This is a genomic window from Sodalis sp. RH21 (assembly GCF_047324175.1).
In the GTDB taxonomy this organism is placed as follows: Bacteria; Pseudomonadota; Gammaproteobacteria; order Enterobacterales; family Enterobacteriaceae; genus Acerihabitans.
The window spans coordinates 4,863,447-4,884,002 of the sequence record NZ_CP178732.1; the positions used below are offsets into that span (position 1 = coordinate 4,863,447).

General features: G+C 57.2%; 22 protein-coding genes and 1 pseudogene. 13 read left to right on the forward strand and 10 right to left on the reverse strand.

Going from position 1 to position 20,556, the window contains the following annotated elements; genetic code table 11:
- Positions 1–39: 39 nt before the first annotated feature.
- Positions 40–585, reverse strand: a complete 546-nt coding sequence (gene orn, locus ACL2XP_RS22485) for an oligoribonuclease (RefSeq protein WP_413735465.1) — start codon at positions 583–585, stop codon at positions 40–42.
- Between the two features lie 103 nt (positions 586–688).
- On the opposite strand from orn, the gene rsgA reads away from it, so the two are divergent.
- From rsgA to mscM, 3 genes are all read left to right on the forward strand, one after another.
- Positions 689–1,735: a small ribosomal subunit biogenesis GTPase RsgA gene (rsgA, locus tag ACL2XP_RS22490; protein WP_413735467.1), complete on the forward strand. Its 1,047-nt coding sequence runs from the start codon at positions 689–691 to the stop codon at positions 1,733–1,735.
- 71 nt (positions 1,736–1,806) lie between these two features.
- Complete coding sequence (gene asd, locus ACL2XP_RS22495) at positions 1,807–2,694, forward strand: archaetidylserine decarboxylase (RefSeq protein ID WP_413735468.1); 888 nt, start codon at positions 1,807–1,809, stop codon at positions 2,692–2,694.
- Between the two features lie 30 nt (positions 2,695–2,724).
- Positions 2,725–6,030, forward strand: coding sequence for a miniconductance mechanosensitive channel MscM (gene mscM / locus ACL2XP_RS22500; protein WP_413735469.1), 3,306 nt, complete (start codon positions 2,725–2,727; stop codon positions 6,028–6,030).
- On the opposite strand, the gene epmA is transcribed toward mscM, so the two are convergent.
- Entirely contained in the window at positions 6,027–7,004 is a 978-nt protein-coding gene (gene epmA, locus ACL2XP_RS22505) for an elongation factor P--(R)-beta-lysine ligase (protein WP_413735471.1), read from the reverse strand. The genes mscM and epmA overlap by 4 nt on opposite strands.
- Positions 7,005–7,305: 301 nt before the next feature.
- Here epmA and ACL2XP_RS22510 point away from each other — a divergent pair.
- From ACL2XP_RS22510 to blc, 5 genes and pseudogenes are all read left to right on the forward strand, one after another.
- Positions 7,306–7,470 (forward strand): annotated as a pseudogene (locus ACL2XP_RS22510) (FAD-binding protein); the annotation flags it as partial.
- Positions 7,471–7,514: 44 nt separating this feature from the next.
- The gene (locus tag ACL2XP_RS22515; protein ID WP_413735472.1) at positions 7,515–8,249 is read left to right on the forward strand and encodes a succinate dehydrogenase/fumarate reductase iron-sulfur subunit; all 735 of its coding nucleotides are present in this window, start codon (positions 7,515–7,517) and stop codon (positions 8,247–8,249) included.
- 15 nt (positions 8,250–8,264) lie between these two features.
- A complete protein-coding gene (frdC, locus tag ACL2XP_RS22520; protein WP_413739260.1) occupies positions 8,265–8,663 on the forward strand; it encodes a fumarate reductase subunit FrdC in 399 nt (132 codons plus the stop codon).
- Positions 8,664–8,695: 32 nt separating this feature from the next.
- Positions 8,696–9,052, forward strand: a complete 357-nt coding sequence (gene frdD, locus ACL2XP_RS22525) for a fumarate reductase subunit FrdD (protein ID WP_413735473.1) — start codon at positions 8,696–8,698, stop codon at positions 9,050–9,052.
- 122 nt (positions 9,053–9,174) lie between these two features.
- The gene (gene blc / locus ACL2XP_RS22530; protein ID WP_413735475.1) at positions 9,175–9,699 is read left to right on the forward strand and encodes an outer membrane lipoprotein Blc; all 525 of its coding nucleotides are present in this window, start codon (positions 9,175–9,177) and stop codon (positions 9,697–9,699) included.
- Positions 9,700–9,717: 18 nt separating this feature from the next.
- On the opposite strand, the gene sugE is transcribed toward blc, so the two are convergent.
- The 4 genes from sugE to efp form a co-directional block, all read right to left on the reverse strand.
- A complete protein-coding gene (gene sugE / locus ACL2XP_RS22535; protein WP_413735476.1) occupies positions 9,718–10,035 on the reverse strand; it encodes a quaternary ammonium compound efflux SMR transporter SugE in 318 nt (105 codons plus the stop codon).
- Between the two features lie 198 nt (positions 10,036–10,233).
- The gene (locus ACL2XP_RS22540) at positions 10,234–10,365 is read right to left on the reverse strand and encodes an entericidin A/B family lipoprotein (RefSeq protein WP_413735477.1); all 132 of its coding nucleotides are present in this window, start codon (positions 10,363–10,365) and stop codon (positions 10,234–10,236) included.
- Positions 10,366–10,628: 263 nt separating this feature from the next.
- Positions 10,629–10,724: an entericidin A/B family lipoprotein gene (locus ACL2XP_RS22545; protein WP_413739261.1), complete on the reverse strand. Its 96-nt coding sequence runs from the start codon at positions 10,722–10,724 to the stop codon at positions 10,629–10,631.
- Positions 10,725–10,833: 109 nt separating this feature from the next.
- Entirely contained in the window at positions 10,834–11,400 is a 567-nt protein-coding gene (gene efp, locus ACL2XP_RS22550; protein ID WP_413735479.1) for an elongation factor P, read from the reverse strand.
- 41 nt (positions 11,401–11,441) lie between these two features.
- Between efp and epmB the strand changes: the two genes are divergently transcribed.
- Positions 11,442–12,470 (forward strand): EF-P beta-lysylation protein EpmB, encoded by a 1,029-nt coding sequence (gene epmB / locus ACL2XP_RS22555; protein ID WP_413735480.1) that lies wholly within the window; start codon positions 11,442–11,444, stop codon positions 12,468–12,470.
- A gap of 49 nt (positions 12,471–12,519) precedes the next feature.
- Here epmB and ACL2XP_RS22560 read toward each other — a convergent pair whose 3' ends face one another.
- The 4 genes from ACL2XP_RS22560 to ACL2XP_RS22575 all read right to left on the reverse strand — a co-directional run bounded on the left by ACL2XP_RS22560 (position 12,520) and on the right by ACL2XP_RS22575 (position 15,771).
- A complete protein-coding gene (locus ACL2XP_RS22560) occupies positions 12,520–12,876 on the reverse strand; it encodes a DUF4156 domain-containing protein (protein ID WP_413735482.1) in 357 nt (118 codons plus the stop codon).
- Positions 12,877–13,090: 214 nt separating this feature from the next.
- Complete coding sequence (gene groL, locus ACL2XP_RS22565; protein ID WP_413735483.1) at positions 13,091–14,740, reverse strand: chaperonin GroEL; 1,650 nt, start codon at positions 14,738–14,740, stop codon at positions 13,091–13,093.
- Between the two features lie 45 nt (positions 14,741–14,785).
- Positions 14,786–15,079 (reverse strand): co-chaperone GroES, encoded by a 294-nt coding sequence (locus ACL2XP_RS22570; protein ID WP_413735485.1) that lies wholly within the window; start codon positions 15,077–15,079, stop codon positions 14,786–14,788.
- Between the two features lie 218 nt (positions 15,080–15,297).
- Positions 15,298–15,771 carry an FxsA family protein gene (locus ACL2XP_RS22575; RefSeq protein WP_413735486.1) on the reverse strand — a complete coding sequence of 158 codons (474 nt, stop codon included), beginning with the start codon at positions 15,769–15,771 and terminating at the stop codon, positions 15,298–15,300.
- A 394-nt stretch (positions 15,772–16,165) separates the two neighbouring features.
- Here ACL2XP_RS22575 and aspA point away from each other — a divergent pair, with 394 nt between their 5' ends.
- From aspA to dicD, 4 genes are all read left to right on the forward strand, one after another.
- Positions 16,166–17,605, forward strand: a complete 1,440-nt coding sequence (gene aspA, locus ACL2XP_RS22580) for an aspartate ammonia-lyase (protein WP_413735487.1) — start codon at positions 16,166–16,168, stop codon at positions 17,603–17,605.
- 143 nt (positions 17,606–17,748) lie between these two features.
- On the forward strand, positions 17,749–18,156 hold the full coding sequence (gene cutA, locus ACL2XP_RS22585) for a divalent cation tolerance protein CutA (RefSeq protein WP_413735489.1): 408 nt from the start codon (positions 17,749–17,751) through the stop codon (positions 18,154–18,156).
- Positions 18,132–19,862 carry a protein-disulfide reductase DsbD gene (locus tag ACL2XP_RS22590; protein WP_413735491.1) on the forward strand — a complete coding sequence of 577 codons (1,731 nt, stop codon included), beginning with the start codon at positions 18,132–18,134 and terminating at the stop codon, positions 19,860–19,862. Before cutA ends, ACL2XP_RS22590 begins: the two co-directional genes overlap by 25 nt.
- 42 nt (positions 19,863–19,904) lie before the next feature.
- Positions 19,905–20,480 carry a division control transcriptional repressor DicD gene (gene dicD / locus ACL2XP_RS22595; protein WP_413735493.1) on the forward strand — a complete coding sequence of 192 codons (576 nt, stop codon included), beginning with the start codon at positions 19,905–19,907 and terminating at the stop codon, positions 20,478–20,480.
- Positions 20,481–20,556: the final 76 nt, after the last annotated feature.

Genomic DNA, 20,556 nt, shown 5'->3' on the forward strand with positions numbered 1-20,556 from the left:
TGTGGCGTCTTTCACGGCGGCGGGCGCCGCATCGGCGGCTCAGAGACGGATAAAATGCTCCCGGTAGTAAGCCAGCTCGGCCACCGACTCCCGGATATCGTCAAGGGCCTGGTGCGAACCTTTCTTGGTCAGCCCTTCCAGGATTTCCGGCTTCCAGCGGCGCGCCAGTTCCTTGAGGGTGCTGACATCGAGATAACGGTAATGGAAATAAGACTCCAGCGACGGCATATAGCGGAACAGAAAGCGGCGATCCTGGCCGATGCTGTTGCCGCAAATCGGCGATTTGCCGGCGGGCACCCATTGCTGCAAAAACGCCAGCGTCTGGGCCACCGCGTCATCTTCCGTCAGGGTGCTGGCCTTGACCCGTGCCACCAGCCCGCTGGCGGTATGGGTGCGCACATTCCAGTCATCCATCAGATCCATTTGGGCCTGGGACTGGTGAATGGCCAATACGGGCCCTTCGGCCAGGATATTCAAATTGGCGTCCGTGACCAGGGAAGCGATTTCGATGATACGGTCGCGTTCCGGGTCCAGCCCGGTCATTTCCAGATCGATCCAAATCAGGTTGTTCTCATTTACCGGCATGATTTTCTCGTTGCAAAGGGTTTTACGGCGTTTCTGTTAGAATACTGTGTATCATAGACGTTTTCATCGCCGCGGGCGATTCATGAGCTACAAGTGAGGCACGGTGAGTAAAAATAAACTGTCCAAAGGCCAGCAGCGTCGCGTCCAGGCCAACCATCAGCGTCGCCTCAAAAGCGATCGCGGCGTCGATTGGGACGATTCCCTATTGGGCCAGGCCCAGGATGGCACGGTCATCAGCCGCTTCGGCATGCATGCCGACGTGGAAGCGGCCGATGGCGCCATCCACCGCTGCAACCTGCGCCGCACCCTGGCGTCGGTGGTCACCGGCGACCGGGTGGTATGGCGTCCCGGCAGCGAAGCGTCCGCCGGGATCAAAGGGATCATCGAGGCGATTCACCCGCGCACGTCGGTGCTGACCCGGCCTGATTTCTATGACGGCGTAAAACCTATCGCCGCCAATATGAACCAGATCGTGATTGTCTCGGCGATCTTGCCGGAGCTGTCGGTGAATATCATCGATCGGTATCTGGTGGCCTGCGAAACCGTGGAAGTGGAACCGCTGATCGTACTGAACAAGATCGATCTGCTTGAGGCCAAAGAACGGGCCTGGGTGGACAAAACCATGGAAGTATATAGCAACATCGGCTATCGGGTGATCATGGTATCGAGCCAGACCCGGGAAGGGATGGACCTGCTGGAAACGGCGCTGACGGATCGCATCAGCATTTTCGCCGGGCAGTCGGGCGTCGGCAAATCCAGTTTGCTCAACGCGCTGCTACCGCCGGAACTGGCGCAGATCGTGGTCAATACCGTTTCCGATAACTCGGGGCTGGGGCAGCACACCACCACCGCCGCGCGCATGTACCACTTCAAGAGCGGCGGCCAGCTCATCGACTCCCCCGGAGTGCGCGAATTCGGTTTATGGCATCTGGAGCCGGAACAAGTGACCCAGGGTTTTGTCGAATTCAGGGATTATATCGGCCACTGCAAATTCCGCGACTGCCGCCACGATACGGATCCGGGCTGCGCCATTCGCGCCGCGGTGGAGCAAGGGCTGATCTCCGAGGTGCGTTTTGAGAATTATCATCAGATTCTGGATAGCATGTCGCAGGTAAAAACACGTAAATCATTTTCCGAAACCGATCACTGACATTTATCCTGACCACCGCTACAATTTTTCCCCGGTATTTTTTTTATTTTCCATAAAGGTATGAGGTTTCCGTGCTCGATCGCATCAAAATAGCATTGCAGCATCTATTGCCAAAGCGTTGGCTGACTCAACTCGCTGGCTGGGGGGCCGAGCGGGAGGCGGGCTGGCTGACCCGGCTGGTAATCAATTTGTTCGTGCGCGTCTACCGGGTGGACATGCAGGAAGCGCAGCAGCCCGATATCGCGGCGTACCGCACGTTCAATGACTTTTTTACCCGTCCCTTGCGCGACGACGTGCGCCCCATCGACAGCGATCCGAATGTGCTGGTGATGCCGGCGGACGGCATTATTTCCCAATCCGGCCCCATAGACGGCGAGCAGATTTTCCAGGCCAAGGGACATAATTATAGCCTGGAAGCCTTGCTGGCCGGCAATGAGCGCTTGGTTGAGGCGTTTCGCGACGGCGCGTTTGTCACGACGTATCTCGCGCCCAGGGATTATCACCGGGTGCATATGCCCTGTAACGGGATATTGCGCGAGATGATCTATGTGCCGGGGGAGCTGTTTTCCGTCAACCCGCTGACCGCCGCCAACATCCCGAATCTGTTTGCCCGCAACGAACGCCTGATTTGCATGTTCGCCACTGATTTTGGGCCGATGGCGCAAATCCTGGTCGGCGCCACCATTGTGGGCAGCATTGAAACCACCTGGTCAGGGACGGTCACGCCCCCGCGCCCGGGCATTATCAAACGCTGGCAGTACCCGCGGGCGGACGAAGACGGCGCGGTGGTGTTTCTCAAAGGCCAGGAGATGGGCCGCTTTAAACTCGGCTCTACGGTAGTGAATCTGTTCGCCCGCGACAGCGTGTTGCTCGGCGATCATCTGCATAGCACAGGCGCGACCCGGGTGGGCCAACGCCTCGCCGACGGGATCGTCCGGTCCGATAGTCCTTTGCCATAAATCATCGCCGTTCAACCGGAGAGAACCCGATTGCGCCTGATTATTATCGTACTGCTGGGGTGGCTGCTCGCCGCCCCCTCTTTTGCCGCCACCGCCCCCGATGAAGCCCAGATCAGAAAAGATCTGCAGCAGATCGAGGCCAATAAAGGTGCGGCCAATCAGGCTGAAATCGCGGAAGCATTGCAGGGCGCGCTGAATTTCATTACCGAAAGCAAAGCGTCCGCCGAGCGCGCCGCCCAATATCAAAACGCCATCGATAATTTCCCGAAACTGACCAAGGAGCTGCGCGACGGCCAGGAAAGCGGGCGCGACAAAACCAGCGAAGTCAGCGCCAAATTATCGGTCAGCGAACTTGAGCAACTGGTGCTCCAGACCAGCAGCCAACTGCTGGAACTGGCGCGGCAGCTACGGCAGGAGCAGGAATCCGCCCGGGAAATCAGCGATTCGCTGGGACAATTGCCCCAGCAACAGACCGAAGCGCGCAAAGCGTTAAGCGAAATTGAACAGCGTTTGCAATCGCTGAGCGCGGGTTCCGCCGCGCCGCTGGGCCAGGCCAATCTCACCCTGCTCCAGGCGGAAGCCGCCGCCCGGCGCGCTAAAGTCAATGAGCTGGAGCTGGCGCAGCTCAGCGCCAACAATCGTCAGGAACTGTCGCGCCTGCGTATGGATAACCTGAAAAAGCGCCACGATCGGGTCGATATGGATTTGCAGGCGTTGCGCAACCGCCTTAACAGCCTGCGTCAACAGGAAGCGGAGCGGGTGCTGGAGCGCACCGAACAATTGGCCGAGCAAAGCGGCGATTTGCCGTCCGTTATCAGCGCCCAGTTGCAGATAAACCGCGAGCTGTCGGTGGCGTTGAACGAGCAGGCCCAGCGCATGGATCTGATTGCCTCCCAGCAGCGCCAGGCCGCTTCGCAGACGCTGCAGGTCAGGCAGGCGCTGAGCACCCTGCGCGAACAGGCCCAGTGGCTGGGGGATTCTCCGGCGCTGGGCGAAACCCTGCGCGCCCAGGTGTCGCGCTTGCCCGACTTGCCCAAGCCCCAGCAATTGGACAGCGATATGGCGCAGCTGCGGGTCAGCCGCCTGCATTATGAAGATTTGATGGACAAGCTGCCCCAACTGGCCCAAAGCAAGCAGGACGACGGTTCGCCGCTGACGGCGGAGCAAAGCCGCATCATGGACGCCCAGTTGCGCACCCAGCGCGATCTGCTCAATTCGCTATTATCCGGTTACGATACCCAGATCCTGGAACTGACCAAATTAAAAGTGGCCAACAGCCAGCTGGTGGAAGCGATGACGGAGATCCAGGAGGCCGCCCACCGCTATCTGTTCTGGGTGGCGGACGTCAGCCCGCTCGCCTTGTCGTTCCCGATCCATCTGGCCCAGGATCTGCGCCGCTTAATCTCCCTGGATACCTTTACCCAGCTCAGCAGCGCCCTGATCATGATGGTAACCAGCCAGGAGACGCTGATCCCGCTGTTTGGCGCCCTGCTGCTGGTGGGGTTCAGCATCAGCTCGCGCCGGCATTACCACGCCTTTTTGGATCGTTCGGCCAGCAAGGTCGGTAAAGTCAATCAGGACTATTTCTATCTCACCCTGCGCACCGTGTTCTGGTCGATCGTGGTCGCCCTGCCCCTGCCGGTGCTGTGGGCGGCCCTGGGCTACGGCCTGCAGCACGCCTGGCCCTATCCGGTGGCGGTGGCCATCGGCGACGGCGTTACCGCCACGGTACCGGTATTATGGCTGTTTATGGTAAGCGCCCACTTCGCCCATCCTAGGGGGCTGTTTATCGTACACCTGGGCTGGCCGGTACGCCGGGTGGCGCGGGCGATGCGTTATTACACCCTGTCCATCGGCCTGATCGTACCGCTGATCATGGCGCTGATTACCTTTGATAACCTGAACGACCGCGAGTTCTCCGGCACGCTGGGCAGGCTGTGTTTTGTCTTGCTGTGCGCGGCCCTGAGCCTGGTCACCAGCAGCCTGAAGCGGGCCGGCATTCCGCTATATCTGGATAAAACCGGGTCCGGGGATAACGTGGTCAACCGCACCTTGTGGAACCTGCTGCTGTGCGCGCCGCTGGCGGCGGCGGTAGCCGCCTGCCTGGGCCATCTGGCCACCGCGCAGGCCCTGCTGGCCCGGCTGGAAACCTCGGTGGCCATCTGGTTTTTCCTGCTGGTGGTTTACCATATTATCCGTCGCTGGATGTTTATTCAGCGCCGGCGCATCGCCTTTGAGCGCGCCAAGCAGCGGCGGGCGGAGATCCTGGCCCATCGGGCGCGCCATGAGGACGATTTATCCCCTTCCCAGCTGAGCGAAGCCGCCGCCGAAGTGGATGAGCCGATTGTCGATCTGGATACCATCAGCGCCCAGTCGCTGCGGCTGGTGCGATCGATATTGACGCTGATCGCGTTTATCTCGGTGATTTGGTTATGGTCGGAGATCCATTCGGCCTTCGGCTTTCTGGAAAATATTCACCTGTGGGATGTCAGTTCCTCGGCGCAGGGACCGGAAAGCATCCAGTCCATCACCCTCGCCGCGGTGCTGATCGCGGTCATGGTGCTGATCATCACCACGCAGCTGGTGAGGAACCTGCCGGCGCTGCTGGAGCTGGCGCTATTACAGCATCTGGAATTGACGCCGGGCACCGGCTACGCCATAACCACCATTACCAAATATATGCTGATGCTGATTGGCGGCCTGATCGGCTTTTCGTGGCTGGGCATCGAATGGGCAAAACTGCAGTGGCTGGTGGCGGCCCTGGGCGTCGGGCTGGGGTTCGGCCTGCAGGAGATTTTCGCCAATTTTATCTCCGGCCTGATGATTTTATTCGAAAAACCCATCCGTATCGGCGATACCGTAACCATCCGCGATCTTACCGGCAATATCACCCGCATCAATACCCGGGCCACCACGATTACCGATTGGGATCGCAAAGAAATTATCGTGCCGAACAAGGCCTTTATCACCGAGCAGTTCGTGAACTGGTCGCTATCGGACTCCGTAACCCGCATCGTCTTGACCATTCCGGCGCCGACCGACGCCAACAGCGAGCAAGTGACCCACATTTTGCTTAATGCGGCCAAGCGCTGCCCGCTGGTGCTGGAAAACCCGGCGCCGGAAGCCTACCTGGTGGATTTACAGCAAGGGATTATGCTGTTCGACCTGCGGGTGCACGCGGCGGAAATGGGCCATCGCATGCCGCTGCGCCACCAGCTCAACCAACTGATCCTGGAAGGCTATCGCGAGCATGGACTGGAAATGCCGTTCCCGCCGTTCCAGGTACGCATGGAAACCGCAAAGCGCACCACGACCTTTAAATCCGGTTCCCTTTAAGCGCGATCGACCGGGAAGGCGATAACGTCCGCCAGACTGTCGGCTTTTAATGCCAGCATCACCAGGCGATCCACGCCCAGCGCCACCCCGGAACACTCGGGGATGCCGTGCTCCAGCGCCGCCAGCAGATTTTCATCGATGGGCTGCTGCGGCAAATTCAGCGCGGCGCGCTTGCGGTTGTCCTGGGTAAAACGCTGGCGCTGTTCGGTGGCGTCGGTCAGTTCGCGAAAACCATTGGCCAGTTCGATACCCTTGAAATAGGCTTCAAAACGATCGGCCACCCGGTGATCTTCCGTACTGATCTCCGCCAGGGATGCCTGGGTGGCGGGAAAATGATAAACAAAAGTCGGCTTATCGCGGCCGATATTCGGTTCCACGCCCATGGCGAACAGCAATTGCAGCAAGGTGTCGCGATCTTCTTCCATGCTGGCCACCCCGGACAGATTCAATTTCGCCGCCGCTTCGCACAGCTGCGTTTTGTCGGCCGAAAGCGGATCGATACCGATATGGCGGATAAACACCTGCTGGTAAGAAACGGTTTCGGCGCTGTCGCAATCCAGCGTCTGTTGCAGCAAATCATCCACTTCATTCATCAGGCGGTACATATCGTAATGGGGGCGATACCACTCCAGCATGGTGAATTCGGGATTATGGTGACGGCCGGCTTCTTCGTTACGAAAACTGCGCCCTATCTGGAAAATCGGCCCGCTGCCCGCCGCCAGCAGGCGCTTCATATGATATTCCGGGCTGGTCATTAAAAACAACGGGATACCCTGCGCGGCGCCGGGCCCGACAAAATGCGTCTGGAAAGGGAACAAATGGATATCGGTTACCGTCGCCTGGCTCATGGCCGGGGTTTCGACCTCCAATAACCCGCGATCGGTAAAAAACTGCCTGATCTGGGTAATGACGGCAGCCCTTTTTAATAGGTTCGCGATGGGGGCGCTAGGTAACCAGCTTGCCATTTCGCTCATAACGTTTTCTCCGCTTAAACAGGGGATGAAGTCTACCTTTATCCCGCCGGGCAAACAAACCTTGTTCATGGCCAATGATTAAATCATCCATCTATCCGGCTGAATACAAAACGGCTAGGGATATCAACTTTCCGCCGCGGCTTAATGGCTATACTGCGTCCTGGTAAACCACAGGGTCCCTATGAACCACAGCCCCTGGCCCGCCGGCTATTTACCCGATGCATATCAGCGATCTTCCCGGGAACAGCTGGCGCAATATGACCTGGTTTTACCCATTGCATCAATATCTCTGGAGGTAGCAGTGCAAACCTATCAAGCAGATGTGATCATCGTCGGCGCGGGCCTGCGCGCGGCCATTGCCGCGGCGCAAGCCGATCCCGCGCTTAACATCGCCCTGATTTCCAAAGTATATCCCATGCGCAGCCACACGGTGGCGGCTGAGGGCGGCGCGGCGGGTCTATGGCAGTGCGGGGGATACCCGGCAACCGGCTACCGAGGAGCGCCACACCCATGACTGACTCTGCGATGCTCAGGCTTAACATCATGCGCTATAACCCCGAACACGATGATGCGCCCCGCGGCGTGACCTTTGACGTGCCCTATGATCAGCAAACCTCCCTGCTCGACGCCCTGGGCTATATCAAGGACAACCTGGCGCCCGACCTGTCCTACCGCTGGTCGTGCCGGATGGCTATTTGCGGTTCCTGCGGCATGATGGTCAACCGGGTGCCCAAGCTGGCCTGCCAAACGTTTTTACGCGATTACCCGGACGGGATGAATGTGGCGGCGTTGAACCACTTCCCCATCGAGCGCGATCTAGTGGTGGATATGACCCATTTTATCGAGAGCCTGAGCGCCATCAAACCCTGGATTATCGGCAACGATCGCCAACCCGCGGACGGCGCCAACCGCCAGACGCCGGCGCAAATGGAGAAATATCACCAGTTCGCGGGCTGCATTAACTGCGGACTGTGTTACGCCGCCTGCCCGCAGTTCGGCCTGAACCCCGAATTTATCGGCCCGGCGGCGATTACCCTGGCCCACCGGTACAATCTCGATAGCCGGGATCGGGGCAAAGAAGAACGGATGCCGCAGTTAAACGGCGACAACGGCGTATGGTCTTGCACATTCGTGGGGTACTGCTCCGAAGTGTGTCCGAAGCATGTGGACCCGGCCGCGGCCATTCAGCAAAGTAAAGTCGAAAGCGCCAAAGATTTTATGATTGCGGTGCTGAAACCCCGCTAAGGAACAATGATCGTGATGACAACCAAACGTAAACCCTATATACGCGACATGCCGTCAAACTGGTGGCAAAAACTGGGGTTCTACCGCTTTTATATGCTGCGCGAAGGGACGGCCATACCGGCGGTCTGGTTTAGTATCGAACTGATATATGGGCTGTTTGCCCTGAAAAGCGGCGAGCCGGGCTGGCTGGCCTTTGTGGCGTTTTTGCAAAACCCGGTGGTCCTGGCGCTCAATTTCCTTACCCTGCTGGCCGCGGTGCTGCATACCGCCACCTGGTTCGTACTGGCGCCCAAAGCCACCGTGGTGATCTATAACAACGCCAAAGTGGGGCCGCTGCCGTTTATCGTTAGCTTATGGATCGTGACCGCGGTCGTGACGGTAGCCATTTTGACCGTGGCGCTGGGGCTGATATAGCCCGGCCTGCCCGTCTGGAAAACAGGAGAACCATGATGAACCCGATTCCTAAACGCGCCGACGAACCGATTTTCTGGAGCCTGTTCGGCGCCGGCGGCATGTGGTGCGCCATTGTCGCACCGGTAATGATTTTCGTGGTGGGCATATTGTTACCGCTCGGTTGGTATCCGGAGGCCTTGAGCTATCAGCGCATTCTGGCTTTCAGCCAGAGCCTCGTCGGGCGGATATTCTGGCTGCTGATGATTATTTTGCCTTTATGGTGCGGTCTGCACCGTATCCATCACTCCATGCATGACCTGAAAATCCATATCGCCGCATCCCACTGGGTGTTTTACGGCCTGGCGGCCATTCTGAGCGTAGTCACCGTAATCGGCATCGTCACGCTCTGAGCGCCGTGCCGGCACCGGCGGGCAGCCCATGCCCGCCAACGCGTATTCTTCGCGCCAGCGCGCCAGTCCCCGGCGTTTACGGCTACACTTGACGTTCATCCAGGCTAACTCACGGAATTCCTATGCGTATATGGAGAACGACCGCACTGATGCTGTCATCGTTACTGTCGCTGTCGTGCAGCGTCAGTCCCCCGACAGGCGTAACCGCGGTGGATAATTTTGACGTAAACCGCTATCTGGGCACCTGGTATGAAATAGCCCGGCTGGATCATCGTTTTGAACGGGGATTGGATCATGTGACGGCGCAATATAGCCTGCGGGATGACGGCGGCGTGAACGTGGTCAATAAAGGCTTTTCGCCGCTTAAGCAGCGCTGGCAACAAAGCAGCGGCAAAGCCTATTTCCTAGGCTCCCCGCGGGTGGGCGCGCTGAAGGTATCGTTTTTTGGGCCGTTTTACGGCGGATATCACGTGATAGCGCTGGACCCGGATTATGGCTACGCCATGGTATCGGGCCCTAACCGCGATTATCTCTGGATTCTGGCCCGCACCAAAACATTGCCGGAAGCCGCGCGCGGCAAACTGCTCGAACAGGCGGCGCGCCTTGGTTTTGCGGTGGACCAGCTTATCTGGGTCAACCAGTCCTGATCCCGGCGTTGATGTAGATTAATGCGCGGAAAATTTTAACCCCGCGATGCCGGCCACGATCAGCGCCAGGCTGGCGATACGCAGCGGCTGCGCGGGCTCGCCCAGCCATACCATGCCCACCAGCGCGGTCCCCACCGCGCCGATGCCGCTCCAGACCGCATAGGCGGTGCCCACCGGCAGTGAACGCATGGCAAACGCCAGCAGCATGATGCTGGTGAGCATAGCAATCGCAGTAATGACCGAAGGCCACAGGCGGGTGAACCCGTCCGTGTATTTAAGCCCAACGGCCCATACGGTTTCCAGCAGACCGGCGAAAACGAGAATTAACCATGGCATGGAGTACGACCTCAATAATTATTGGGGCCGTCCCCGGAAGAATAAAGATACGCGATAGGGCGTCCTACGCGTAGCAGTATTGCCTTAGCTTGTGGCTATGACAATACTTAACTTATGCTTGATGCAATGCGGGACAACCGGCGCGGTACCGCCGGCGTTACTACGCTACCGCGCATAGCCGTAGCGAGTGACTTAAGCTTATTGTGCGGCGCGCTGTACGGCTTGACCGCCGGCCGAAATATCTTCGCCAGCGCCACGGGTGGTATTACAGGCGGTCAGAGACGATAAAACGATTACCGATAAAAGGGCAATGATACTTTTCTTCAACATGATTTTTTCCTTTTGAATAAAGAGCTTTCGGCATAATACTTTCTGCGGAACACCCTTTGGCAATCATTCATTCTTCCGCGACGGCGCCGGTTAATCACCGGTACCGTCAGGAAGCGGATTCCGTTAAGATATTCCATGCAAGAACAACAAAGTACTGCTTGAGAAAACTTACTCTTTAAGCATAGTAAACAATCGGTGTTTTAGACCAGCAAAGTGGCGATAAAAGCACATTTAGGACTATTTACATATCGGGCGCCGGCGGGTCACTTGCTCGCACCGCGGCTGATGGCGCCGCCCAGATGCTGAATATCCTCGCCAAACCCGCGCGCGGTATTGCAGCCGCTAAGGATCGCCGTCATTACCAGCGCGATAACGATCAGTTTTATCATGTTGAAGAACCTAACCGCCGTATTCCTTACGTTCCGCGAAGACCGGCAATCGCGCGTTAGCGTTATTGCCGGTTAACCATTATTTTATACGGGAAACATATTCACCCGAGCGGGTGTCCACTTTAATCACTTCACCGATCTGCACGAACAGCGGAACCTTGACTACCGCGCCGGTGGTGAGGGTAGCGGGTTTGCCGCCGGTGCCGGCGGTATCGCCTTTCAGGCCGGGGTCGGTGTCGGTGATTTCCAGCTCGACAAAGTTAGGCGGGGTCACGGCGATGGGTTGGCCGTTCCACAGGGTCAGCACGCACTCCGCCTGCTCTACCAGCCATTTGGCGTTTTCGCCCACCGCTTTTACATCGGCAGCCAGTTGCTCAAAGGTTTCGTTATTCATAAAATGCCAAAACTCACCGTCGTTGTACAGGTAAGTCAGGTTCATATCCATGACATCGGCCGCTTCAACGGAGTCGCCGGATTTAAACGTTTTTTCCAGTACCTTGCCGGAAATCAGCTTGCGGATTCTGACGCGGTTGAACGCCTGTCCTTTGCCCGGTTTTACGAACTCATTATCAATGATCGCGCACGGCTCGCCGTCCTGCATGATTTTGAGACCGGAACGGAATTCATTGGTACTATAAGACGCCATGGTGGTCCTCTTAATATAAACTTGGTAATTAAGCCAAAAAAATGGCAGATATTGTAACCCGAAACACCCCAACTAGAGAAGATTGGTTGCGTCAACTTGCCGATGTCATCACCGATCCCGTCGAACTGCTGCAACAATTACAACTCAGCGACTATCCGGATCTGCGCGCCGGCGCGCAGGCGCGGCGCTTATTCCCGTTACGGGTGCCAAAGGCGTTCGTGGCGCGCATGGAGCCGGGTAATCCGGCGGACCCCCTGCTGCGGCAAGTCCTCACTTTACGCGAGGAGTTCCAGCAGGTGCCCGGCTTTAGCACCGATCCGCTGGATGAACAGCAAAGCGTGGTGCCGGGCCTGCTGCATAAGTACCGCAATCGCGCGTTGCTCCTGGTTAAAGGCGGCTGCGCGGTCAATTGCCGCTATTGTTTCAGGCGCCATTTCCCTTATCAGGATAACCAGGGCAATAAAGCCAACTGGTCCGCAGCAGTGGAGTATATCCGTCTCCATCCGGAACTGAACGAAATAATTTTGTCCGGCGGCGATCCGCTGATGGCCAAAGACCATGAGCTGGATGATTTAATCAGCCAGCTGGAAACCATACCCCATATCAAGACCCTGCGCATTCATACCCGGCTGCCGGTGGTGATCCCCGCGCGCATCACCCACGCGCTGTGCCAGCGGCTGGCAAGCTGCCGGCTTAACGTGGTGCTGGTTACCCATATCAACCATGCCAACGAAATTGACCGGCCGCTAAGGGAAAGTATGGCGCAGCTGCGCCTGGCGCAGGTGACATTGCTCAATCAAAGCGTGCTGCTGCGCGGGGTGAACGATAACGCCGATACGCTGGCGGCATTAAGCGAAGCCCTGTTCGGCGCCGGGATACTGCCCTATTATTTGCACGTTTTGGATAAAGTGCAGGGAGCCGCGCACTTCATGGTCGATGACCGGGAAGCCCAGGCCATCATGGGGCAACTGTTGACTAAAGTCTCTGGGTATCTGGTTCCGCGGCTGGCGCGGGAAATCGGCGGGGAACGCAGCAAGACCCTGCTGGATTTGGGATTACGTCAGCGGTGACGGATTTCATCGTCCCAATGGACGGGACGATGAAACGGCGCCGGACAGACTAAGGGCACTTGAAGACTTGGCCCTGGATTTTACTGTCAAACGGAACGAAGCTGGCTAAATAGGTTTCTTTCGCCGAAACCGGGCTTGAAGTGCCATAAATCACGTTGCCGCCCATGGCGGCCGCTTTATTCCTGAGATCGTTAGCCGCGCCGCGCATGGAACTGCCTTCGCCGCCCTGCCCGGATAGCCAATTGCTTTGCGTGCCGATAACGGTGCCGATGGCCCGGCACTCGCTGCCCGGCTGGGTATCGGTGAATTTCACCGCCTGGCCGCCCGCGGTCAACTGATTAGTACTGCTGCATCCCGCTAATAACAAAGTGCCTGCACAAAGACAGAGTAGAAATTTGATTTGCATCGTTTTCCTCGAATTATGATATGTCCGGCAAAAGTTTTGCTGTGCACCGTGCTTTCCATTGGGCAACCGTCAGCGGAGGATTAACCGCTGTTTACCTCGCCCATACCGTCCCCTGTTTATACCTTAAAAACGGGCCGGTTGATAATTTTTTGCCAAAAAAACAAAAACCCCCGTAAACGGGGGTTTTTTTAACGCTATCGGCGCAACAGGGGCATTACATCATGCCGCCCATGCCGCCCATACCGCCCATGCCGCCGCCGGCGCCGCCTAAATCGGCTTTGTCTTCACGCGGCAGGTCGGTGATCATACATTCGGTCGTGATCATCAGGCTGGCGATTGAAGCCGCATATTGCAGTGCGGAACGGGTTACCTTGGTCGGGTCCAGGATACCCATGTCGATCATGTTGCCGTACTCTTCGGTCGCCGCGTTATAGCCCATGTTACCGTTGCTGGCTTTAACGTTGTTGGCAATCACGGAAGGTTCTTCACCGGCGTTGGCCACGATCTGGCGCAGCGGAGCTTCCATGGCGCGACGGGCAATCTTGATACCGACGTTTTGATCTTCGTTATCGCCACGCAGGTCGGTGATGCTGTTCGCCACGCGAATCAGCGCCACGCCGCCGCCGGCAACCACGCCTTCTTCCACGGCCGCACGGGTCGCATGCAGGGCATCTTCCACGCGGGCTTTTTTCTCTTTCATTTCAACTTCAGTTGCGGCGCCAACTTTGATCACGGCAACACCGCCGGCCAGTTTGGCAACGCGTTCCTGCAGTTTTTCACGGTCATAATCGGAAGTGGCGTCGTCACGCTGTTGATTGATCTGCGCAACGCGGCTTTCGATGATGGCTTTATCACCGATACCGTCGATGATGGTGGTGGTATCCTTGGTGATAACCACACGTTTAGCCTGACCCATATCTTCCAGGGTGGCTTTTTCCAGTTCCAGGCCGATTTCTTCAGAAATCACGGTACCGGCGGTCAGTACGGCGATATCCTGCAGCATGGCTTTACGACGGTCGCCGAAGCCCGGCGCTTTCACGGCCGCAACTTTAACGATGCCGCGCATGGTGTTGACCACCAGGGTAGCCAGCGCTTCGCCTTCAACGTCTTCAGCGATAATCAGCAGCGGTTTGCCTGCTTTGGCCACGGCTTCCAGTACCGGCAGCATTTCGCGGATATTGGAGATCTTCTTGTCGGCCAACAGGATAAACGGGCTTTCGAGTTCGATCGTGCCGGTTTCCGGTTTGTTGATGAAATACGGGGAGAGGTAGCCGCGATCGAACTGCATGCCTTCGACGACGTCCAGCTCGTCTTGCAGGCCGGAGCCTTCTTCAACGGTGATTACGCCTTCTTTGCCCACTTTGCCCATGGCTTCGGCAATGAGCTTACCAACGGTTTCGTCGGAGTTGGCGGAGATGGTGCCTACCTGGGCGATGGCTTTGGAATCGGAACAAGGTACGGACAGTTTTTTCAGTTCTTCAACCGCGGCGATAACCGCTTTGTCGATACCGCGTTTCAGATCCATCGGGTTCATGCCGGCGGCAACCGCCTTCAGGCCTTCGTTGACGATGGATTGAGCCAGGACGGTAGCGGTGGTGGTGCCGTCGCCCGCAGCGTCATTCGCTTTAGAGGCAACTTCTTTGAGCATTTGCGCGCCCATGTTTTCGAACTTGTCTTCCAGTTCGATTTCACGCGCCACTGACACGCCGTCTTTGGTAATGACAGGCGAGCCGAAGGATTTGTCCAGCACCACGTTACGGCCTTTAGGGCCCAGGGTAACTTTAACTGCGTCTGCCAGAATGTTTACGCCGCGAAGCATTTTGATGCGAGCGTCATTACCGAATTTTACGTCTTTAGCTGCCATTTGAATTTCCCTTAAATTCGTTCAGTTCAGATGATTACGCGCAAATTACGCTTCAACGATAGCCAGAATGTCGCTTTCGGACATGATCAGGACTTCTTCGTTATCGATCTTCTCTACTTTCACGCCATAACCGTCGTTGAAAATCACGATGTCGCCGATTTTCACATCCAGTGCTTTGATTTCACCATTTTCAAGGATGCGGCCATGGCCGACTGCCAGCACTTCGCCACGGGTGGATTTACCCGCCGCGGAACCGGTCAGAACAATGCCACCAGCGGATTTTGATTCAACTTCTTTGCGCTTGACGATAACGCGGTCATGTAATGGACGAATTTTCATTGAAAGCTCTCCTTAAGAAAGTCCGTATCTGTTTCGGGATGAATGCCGGGCATGCGTTCACGCCCTGCCTCGTGGTGATTAAGATGGGGGCGTTCAGTTACGCTTCAAGGGGAAAAAAAAGAATTTTTTTGCCTGAATGGCTATATTTTGCACTTATCGAAAAAAATAGCCATTATATCAACAAGTTACCCAGCCGTTACCCGGGTAGGAAATTTTGCCTATTTATCGTCGTCGTGACGATGGCCAATGCGGTCGCGGGGAATATCCTTGCGCCTGAATTCGCCTTCGAAGGTATCGCCGCCGGCATCCTGCGGGCCGAAACCGCCGCCGCTACGCTGAAAACGCAGATAGGGCAGCAACTTGAGGGTCAGCGAATTCTGCACCGGCGGCAGCAACAGCAGCAAGCCGAGAAAATCGGTGAAAAAACCCGGCAGCAGCAGCAAGAAACCCGCCAGCAAAACGGAGACGCTTTTGATCATCTCCGCGGCCGGGCTTTCGCCGTTGGCCATTTTGATTTGCATCTGGGTCAGGATTTTCAAGCCCTGGGCGCGGACCAGCGACACCCCGATAAAAGACGTCAGGACGATCAGCAGCATGGTAAAAAGCACGCCAATCATATGCGCCACCTGGATAAACAGGGTTATCTCGATATAGGCGACAACAAAAATCAGTAGTAATGGTATCCAACGCACCGAATTCTCCTTTGGTTTAGCCGGACCAGATGTGGCAACCCCGGCGGATGGACGCCCAAGGCGACAATCCGCCGGCTGCGGCGCCGGCATTTTTTCAATAGCTCTGATGGTAATGGTATCCTGAAGCGGCGATTTCAACCCGCCTTATTTACCGCACTTTACATCATCACCGGCCCGCCGGCGGCATTCCCATCCGTCGCCGGCGCGGGCCAGCCCATTCCCGCTTCCGAGAAAACGATTTACATAACCGTGATCAAGTTAATAGTGCAAATCTTTTCTCAGCATATAATGATGCTTAAAAGTACGTTGTCAGTGTAACAAGCTGGATAATAAAATATTCATACTATTATCCCTTACTATCAGTTAAAAACACCGCTCATTAAGGAAGTACCCCATGGCGAATACGATTCGTATAGAAGAAGACCTGTTGGGAACACGTGAAGTCCCCTTTGACGCCTATTACGGCATCCATACCCTGCGCGCCATTGAAAACTTCTATATCAGCAACACTAAAATCAGCGATATCCCGGAATTTGTGCGCGGTATGGTAATGGTGAAAAAAGCGGCGGCATTGGCCAACAAAGAGCTAAGAACCCTGCCGCACGACATAGCCGATACCATCGTCGCCGCCTGCGACGAAGTATTGGACAAAGGCCGCTGCCTGGACCAGTTTCCTATCGATGTGTTCCAGGGCGGGGCGGGAACCTCGGTCAATATGAATACCAATGAAGTCCTGGCGAATATCGGCCTGGAGCTGATGGGCCACCGGAAAGGGGAGTATCAGTTCCTTAATCCTAACGACCATCTCAATAAATGCCAGTCGACCAATGACGTTTATCCTACCGGCTTTCGTATCGCGGTGTATATTTCGATCCTCAAATTGGTCGAGGCCGTCAGCCAGCTGGGCGAAGGATTTGAACGCAAGGCGCAGGAGTTCGCCACCGTACTGAAAATGGGCCGTACCCAGCTACAGGATGCGGTGCCGATGACGCTGGGCCAGGAATTCCACGCGTTTACCGTGCTGCTGAAAGAAGAGAACAAAAACCTGCTGCGCACCGCCGAACTTCTGTTGGAAGTCAATCTGGGGGCCACCGCCATCGGCACCCGCCTCAACACCCCCGACGGTTATCAGGTGCTGGCGGTGCAAAAACTGGCTGAGATTACCAATCTGCCCCTGCTGCCGGCGGAAGATTTGATTGAGGCGACGTCGGACTGCGGCGCCTATGTCATGGTACACAGCGCATTAAAACGCCTGGCGGTGAAGTTATCGAAAATCTGTAACGATTTGCGGCTGCTCTCCTCCGGTCCGCGCACCGGCCTCAATGAAATCAACTTGCCGCAGCTCCAGGCCGGGTCATCAATCATGCCCGCCAAGGTCAATCCGGTGATCCCGGAAGTGGTCAACCAGGTCTGCTTTAAAGTGATCGGCAACGACACCTGCATCACCATGGCGGCGGAAGCCGGCCAACTTCAGTTGAACGTGATGGAACCGGTGATTGGGCAGGCGATGTTCGAATCGGTACATATCCTGACCAACGCCAGTTATAACCTGCTGGATAAATGCATTAACGGCATCACCGCCAATCGCGAGGTGTGCGAAGCCTATGTGTTTAACTCCATCGGCATTATTACCTATCTCAACCCGTTTATCGGCCATCATAACGGCGATATCGTCGGTAAAATCTGTGCTGAAACCGGTAAAAGCGTACGCGAGGTCGTATTGGAGCGCGGGCTGCTGACCCCGGCGGAGCTGGATGATATTTTCTCGCTGGAGAACCTGATGCATCCGACCTATAAAGCCGTGCGCTATACGGACGAAAACGGGCAAAAGTAATATTGCCGTGATGAGTTATCCCTTTGCCGGTGGGCACGGTTCCCCCGCCCACCGGCCATCCTGACGCCCCACGTTTTTTCATTACTGTTGCCGGCGCGCCGCCCGGGTTATACTGCCGGTCGGCGTTACACCGCGAGGTCGTCATGGCAGCAAAATTCCCTGCAGGAAAAGGCACGTCCCCATCCGCCGACAGCGGCGCTATTGATTCTGACGTTACCGATAACGGCACCGCCGAAAACGGCACCATCGTCGTACTGTGCACCGCCCCGGACGAGGCCACCGCCCAGGCGCTGGCGGGCACATTATTAAGCGAAAAGCTGGCCGCGTGCGTCACGCTGCTGCCGGGCGCCACGTCCCTGTATATCTGGGAAGGCAAGCTTGAGCAGGAGTATGAAGTGCAGATGCTGATCAAAAGCCATGTCCGGCATCAGCAGGATCTTATCCGGTGCATCAAACAACACCACCCTTATCAAACCCCGGAGTTACTGGTATTACCCGTTCAGGGTGGCGATCCAGACTATTTATCATGGCTAAGCGCTTCATTACATTAATATTGCTGGCCTGGCTGGGCCTGGGCCTCGCGCCGGCGTCCGCCCATGCCGCGCTGTTCGGCAATTCCTCCGCCGCCACGTTCGTGCCGGTGGATCGGGCGTTCGAGTTTGATTTCCAGCAGCGGGGGCCGCAGTTGCGCCTTAGCTGGCAAATCCGCCCCGGCTACTACCTCTATCGCCAGCAAATCAAGCTTGAGCCGGTTAACGCCGCGCTCGGCAGCCTGACGCTGCCGCCGGGGGAAGCCCATCACGATGAATTTTTCGGCGATACGCAGGTATACCGCGCCCCGCTGCAACTGGATGTGCCGCTGCAACAGGCGGCGGACGGCGCCACGCTGCGGGTCACCTATCAAGGCTGCGCCGAAGCCGGTTTTTGTTATCCGCCGGAAACCCGGGTCGTCCCCTTGACGGCGGTGAGCGCGGCCGGCCCGGTTTCCGCGCCGGGCATCGCCATCACCGCGTCCCGGCCCCCGGCGGCTACCCTGCCCTTTACGCCGCTGTGGGCGCTGCTTATCGGTATCGGCATCGCCTTTACCCCCTGCGTACTGCCGATGTACCCGCTGATATCCAGTATTATCCTCGGCAATAATACCCCGCCGCTGCGTACCGGGCGGGTGCTGGCGCTGGCGCTGGTCTACGTGCAGGGTATGGCGATTACCTATACCCTGCTCGGCATGGCGGTGGCCGCCGCCGGGCTGCAGTTCCAGGCGGCACTTCAGCAACCGGCCATTTTGATCGGTTTATCCGTGCTGTTTATCCTGCTGGCATTATCCATGTTCGGGGCCTACACCCTGCAATTGCCGCCCGCCTTGCAGACCCGGCTGGCATTATGGAGCAACCGCCAGCGCGGCGGCTCGCTGCCTGGCGTGCTGGCCATGGGCGCGCTGGCGGGACTGTTTTGCTCGCCGTGCACCACCGCGCCGCTAAGCGCTATTTTGCTCTATATTGCCCAACGCGGTAATCTGGCCATGGGCGGCATTACGCTTTATCTGTATGCTCTTGGCATGGGGCTGCCGCTGATCCTGGTGGCGCTATTCGGCCACCGGCTGCTGCCGCGCAGCGGCCCCTGGATGAAACAGGTCAAGGAAGGCTTCGGGTTCGTGATCCTGGCGCTGCCGGTGTTCTTGCTGGAGCGTATCCTGGGCGATAGCTGGGGCTTGCGGCTGTGGAGCATGCTGGCGGTGGCGTTTTTTGGCTGGGCGTTTCTGTTAAGCCTGCATGGCCGCTATCGCGGCGGCCGTATTGTGCAAATCGCCCTGCTGGCGGTGATGCTGGTGGCGGCGCGGCCGTTGCAGGACTGGGTTTTTACGCCGGCGGCGGGCCCCGGTCCGGGCAATGCCTCAACCGCGCCGGCGTTCAGCCGCGTCGCCAGCGTGGCGGATATTGGCCGCGCGCTGGCCGCCGCTCCCGATAAACCGGTGATGCTGGATTTATATGCCGACTGGTGCGTCGCCTGCAAAGAGTTTGAGAAATATACGTTCCCCGCCGACGGGGTGAAACAGGCGCTGGGTAAACTGACTTTATTGCAGGCGGACGTCACGGCGAACGCCCCGCAGCAGAAGGCGCTGTTAAGCCAATTGCAGGTGATGGGGCTGCCGACGATTCTATTTTTCGACCGTCAGGGGCGGGAAATCCCTGATTCACGGGTAACCGGCTTTATGAATGCCGATGATTTTCAGCGCCATTTGCAGAAAGTCGCCCGGTAAACGACACTAGGGACTGGTTATCGCAAGCTTTAGGAGGCATACGTGCAACGCGAACAAGTACTTGATCATGCGTTGAACCTTTTGGAACAAAAAGGTTTCACCCTCGTCTCACTGGAGATGCTTGCCGGGGAACTGGCCATACCGCAAACGGAACTTGAGCAATTTTGGCCGGACCGCGAAGCGCTGCTGTATGATTGCCTGCGCTATCACGGCGACCAGGTGGACAGCTGGCGCAGCCAGTTGCTGCTGGACGAGACCCTGGACCCGCAGCAGAAATTGCTGGCGCGCTACCAGGTGCTGGACGAGCAGGTGCGGTTGCAGCGCTACCCGGGCTGCCTGTTTGTCGCCGCCTGTAGTTTTTATCCCGCCACCGACCATCCGATACACCAGTTGGCCGAACGGCAAAAACAGGCGTCTTATGCCTATACCCGCGAGCTGCTGGTGCAGTTGGAGGCCGACGACCCGACCATGGTAGCCCAGCAGATGGAGCTGATCCTGGAAGGTTGCCTGAGCAAATTGTTGGTTAAACACCAGCTCCAGGACGTCTCCGTGGCCCGCCGGCTGGCGGAGGATATTTTGCGCCTGTCCATGTGTCGCAAAAATGGGGCGTTAACTTGATACCGCCCCGGTTTTTGCCTGAAAAGGCAGCGATTGAGAGGGATTACGCATAAATCCTTGATAAATCCATTGACGA